3 protein-coding genes are annotated in these 3,794 nt (G+C 60.9%); all 3 read left to right on the forward strand.

The genetic code is table 11. The features are described 5' to 3' along the window. Positions 1-229: 229 nt before the first annotated feature. The 3 genes from NFJ07_RS25405 to NFJ07_RS25415 all read left to right on the forward strand — a co-directional run bounded on the left by NFJ07_RS25405 (position 230) and on the right by NFJ07_RS25415 (position 3,401). Entirely contained in the window at positions 230-958 is a 729-nt protein-coding gene (locus tag NFJ07_RS25405) for a GntR family transcriptional regulator (protein ID WP_269998861.1), read from the forward strand. An 85-nt stretch (positions 959-1,043) separates the two neighbouring features. After that, entirely contained in the window at positions 1,044-2,240 is a 1,197-nt protein-coding gene (locus tag NFJ07_RS25410) for a CaiB/BaiF CoA transferase family protein (RefSeq protein ID WP_269998862.1), read from the forward strand. Continuing rightward, a complete protein-coding gene (locus NFJ07_RS25415; protein ID WP_269998864.1) occupies positions 2,241-3,401 on the forward strand; it encodes an acyl-CoA dehydrogenase family protein in 1,161 nt (386 codons plus the stop codon). It begins immediately after the preceding gene. The last annotated feature ends 393 nt before the right edge of the window (positions 3,402-3,794 follow it).

Below are 3,794 nucleotides of genomic sequence, written 5' to 3' on the forward strand. Positions count from 1 at the left end.
ACCCACCACCCCCCGCCCACCAATGCGCCGGTTTCCACCAAACCCTCGCTCACCTATCCACGGTTGTCGGCGGACGCTCGCTCACATATGTGGCCGAAATCCCGAACCCTCGCTCACATATCCACGGTCGTGGGCGGACCCTCGCTCAGATATGTGGCCGAAATCCCGAACCCTCGCTCACACACGGACCCTCCGAGGTCTTGGTTCACGTGACCCGTACAATGTCAGGATGAGTAGCATGCAACAGGTTACTCCCGGAGTGTCGCTGACAGCGCAGGCCACAGATATGCTGCGGGCGGCAATCACCTCCGGCGAGATGACGCCCGGGGAGCACTATTCCGCGATCGGGCTAGCCGAGAGACTCGGCGTGTCCCGGACGCCGGTGCGTGAGGCCCTGCAGCTGCTCGAAAAGGAGGGTATTGTCCGGATCGAGAAGAATCGCGGCGTCCGGGTACTGCAGATTTCACTTGATGAGATTGTGCAGATCTTCCAGATTCGAATTATCCTTGAGCCTCCCGCAGCGGCCCGGGCCGCCGAGGCTATCACCAAGCCTGACCTCGAGCATTTCCGCGTGCTGCACGGACGCATCCTGGATGCTGCAGCCGGCGATGACGGTCCCGGCACCCTGCACGCGGACAAGGAATTCCACCTGTTCCTCATGGGCTTGGCGGGAAATCCCCGACTAACGGCACTGGATGGTGAGCTCCGCAATCTCGTTCTCGCGCAAGGGTTGGTGACCGTCCCTTCAATCCGAAGCAGCCAGGACTTGGCTGATGACCGTCGAGGCATTCTCGAAGCGTTGGAGCGGATGGATCCGCAGGCTGCATCGGCTGCAGTTCGCGAACATGTCACCCGCACTGCCCGGCTTCTGATTGTCGGCGTTTGCGCGAAGACGCCGGGATTGTCCGCTGATGAGTATCTGGCGAAGCTGGATCAGCTGACGAAATTCCACGGCTGACTCCGATACGACGAAGAACTGTTTACAAGCCCGAGATGTTCCTTTACAGTTGCATGCAACATGCAACCATCAAAGGAGATGCGACGTGGCATCCACAGCGGGCAGTCCAAGCGGTTTGCCGCAGCCCTTGGCTGGTATACGGATCGCAGACTTTTCGCGGGTTCTAGCCGGACCGCTGTGTTCCATGATGTTGGCCGACTACGGTGCAGAGGTCATCAAGATCGAGGGTCCCGCCGGCGACGATACCCGCGCGTGGATCCCGCCTGTGGAGGCCAATGGGACCGGCACCTATTTTGCAAGCGTCAACCGGAACAAGAGATCCGTTGTCGCCGATCTCAAGTCCGATGATGGGTTGAGCTATGCCCGCGCCCTCGTGGCCGGCTGCGACGTCGTCATCGAAAACTTCCGTCCCGGCGTCATGGCGAAATTCGGGCTGGATTATCAGACCGTCTCGGATAGCCGGCCGGACATCGTCTACTGTTCAATCTCAGGCTTTGGGGCTGGCGCCGGCGCGGATCTGCCCGGCTATGACTTGCTCGTGCAGGCGCTTGGCGGTCTGATGAGTATCACTGGCCACCCGAAAGAAGAACCCAGCAAGGTCGGGGTTGCCTTGGTCGACGTCCTCACAGGACAGAATGCCCTGGCGGGGATCCTGATGGCGCTGCGGGTGCGCGATGCTACGGGGACGGGCCAGCAGGTGCAGGTCGACCTCCTCTCCTCCCTCCTGGCATCTTTGGTGAACCAGGGAGCGGCCACCTTGGCCACGGGCAATTCGCCTGCCAGGCTCGGCAATGCACACCCCAGCATTGCCCCATATGAGACATTCCGTACTGGCAGCGGTACCCTAGCGATCGCGGTCGGCAACGATCGGCAATTTGAGGCGCTGGCGTCAGTTCTAGGGCTCCGGGGTTTGCCCGAGCAAGCGAGGTTCCTCACTAACGAACGCCGAGTAGCGTCCCGCGAGGAGCTTCGGATTCTGGTCGAGGCGGCCCTCGATGCTGACACTGCTGTGAGTTGGCAACGGAAATTGCTCGCAGCAGGTGTCCCCGCGGGCAGGGTCAACAGCGTCAGTGAGGCTTTCGAACTGGCTGAGAGCCTGGGGCTGGAGCCGTCAATCGTTATCACCGATTTCGCCACAGGCCGGGAGTCTCGGCAGCTGGCCAACCCAATCCGCCTGTCCGCAACATCCCCGAGCTACCGGCAAGTTCCCCCGACCCTTGGCGAGCACCAAGGGTCCACCTTCGCTCTCCAATCCACGAACACCTCCGTGAAAGGCGCATAAATGTCCGATATCAGCGATCTGATTGATTTTGATTCCCTCCTTAGCGCCGATGAACGTTCGCTGCGCGATTCCGTGCGCGCCTTCGTGGATAGCGAAATCAAGCCACACATCGCAACCTGGTACGAGAAGGCCGTTTTCCCGCTGGAACTTGTCCCCGAACTGGCCAAAATTGGCCTACTCGGCATGCACCTGAAAGGCTACGGCTGCGCCGGCCGATCCGCCGTCGAGTACGGCCTGGCCGGAGCAGAACTTGAGGCCGGCGATTCCGGGCTGCGCACTTTCGTCTCGGTTCAGGGCTCACTCGCGATGAGCGCCATCTACAAGCACGGTTCGGATGAACAGAAAGCCGAATGGCTGCCGGCTATGGCCGCGGGGGAAGCGATCGGCTGCTTCGGGCTGACGGAACCCACCGCGGGGTCGGATCCGGGTGGCATGACCACCTTTGCGCGCCGTGACGGAGGCGACTGGATCATCAACGGATCAAAACGCTGGATCGGTCTGGCATCGGTGGCCAAAGTCGCTATCATCTGGGCCCAGACCGACGGCGGCGTCCGCGGCTTTGTAGTCCCAACCGAGACCCCTGGATTCACGGCTACGCCGATCGAGCCGAAGCTTTCCATGCGAGCCTCCATCCAATGCGATATCGAACTGTCCGATGTGCGACTACCCGGGAGTGCAGTGCTGCCAAACGTCGTCGGGCTCAAGGGCCCCTTCTCCTGCCTGAACGAGGCACGCTACGGGATCACCTGGGGCGCCATGGGCGCTGCTCGCGATGCGTTCGAGGTAGCACTCGACTACTCCAAGGAGCGCCTGCAGTTTGGCAAGCCGCTTGCTGGCTACCAGATGACTCAGCAGAAGTTGGTTGATATGGCTCTGGAGATCAATAAGGGATTCCTCCTCGCCCTGCACCTCGGGCGCAAGAAGGACGCCGGCACGTTGCAACCGGACCAGATCTCAGTCGGCAAACTGAACAACTGCCGCGAGGCCATCAAAATTGCGCGCGAAGCCAGGACGATCCTCGGCGGCAACGGAATCACGCTGGACCACTCACCCTTGAGGCACGCTAACAACTTGGAATCCGTTCGCACCTATGAAGGCACCGACGAAGTCCATACCCTCATCTTGGGTAGCAGGCTCACCGGCATCGCCGCCTTCCGTTAGGCGGGCCCGACGGCGGAGCTCGCGTGCCGCCGTCGACGTCGCCGCGACGTACCGATCAGGCACTGCCGGTCAGCGCGCGTTGCGGGGAAGTAGCGGGGCGTCAATGCTGGATTTGCGCAGGGTGCGGAAGCCGTGTAATGTCTTCTAAGTCGCCGCGAGGGAGACAGCCTAGAGCTGGGAACCACGGGTGGCCAACCCCTTCGAATTGAGCCTAAAACGGCTGGTGCTTTGTGCGCCGCAATTCGAGGGAAATTCGAATTATTACCCTGAAATTGGTTGAGATGCTGATTTGCAAAGTGGTGATGATTCGGGTAACTTAGTGAAGTTGCTCCGGAGCGATCTTGGACCGTTTGGTTTGGGTGGTGCCGGGTGTGTCTGTTGTTTGAGAACTCA

It is taken from the genome of Arthrobacter sp. B2a2-09 (assembly GCF_027587375.1).
Classification (GTDB): domain Bacteria; phylum Actinomycetota; class Actinomycetes; order Actinomycetales; family Micrococcaceae; genus Arthrobacter.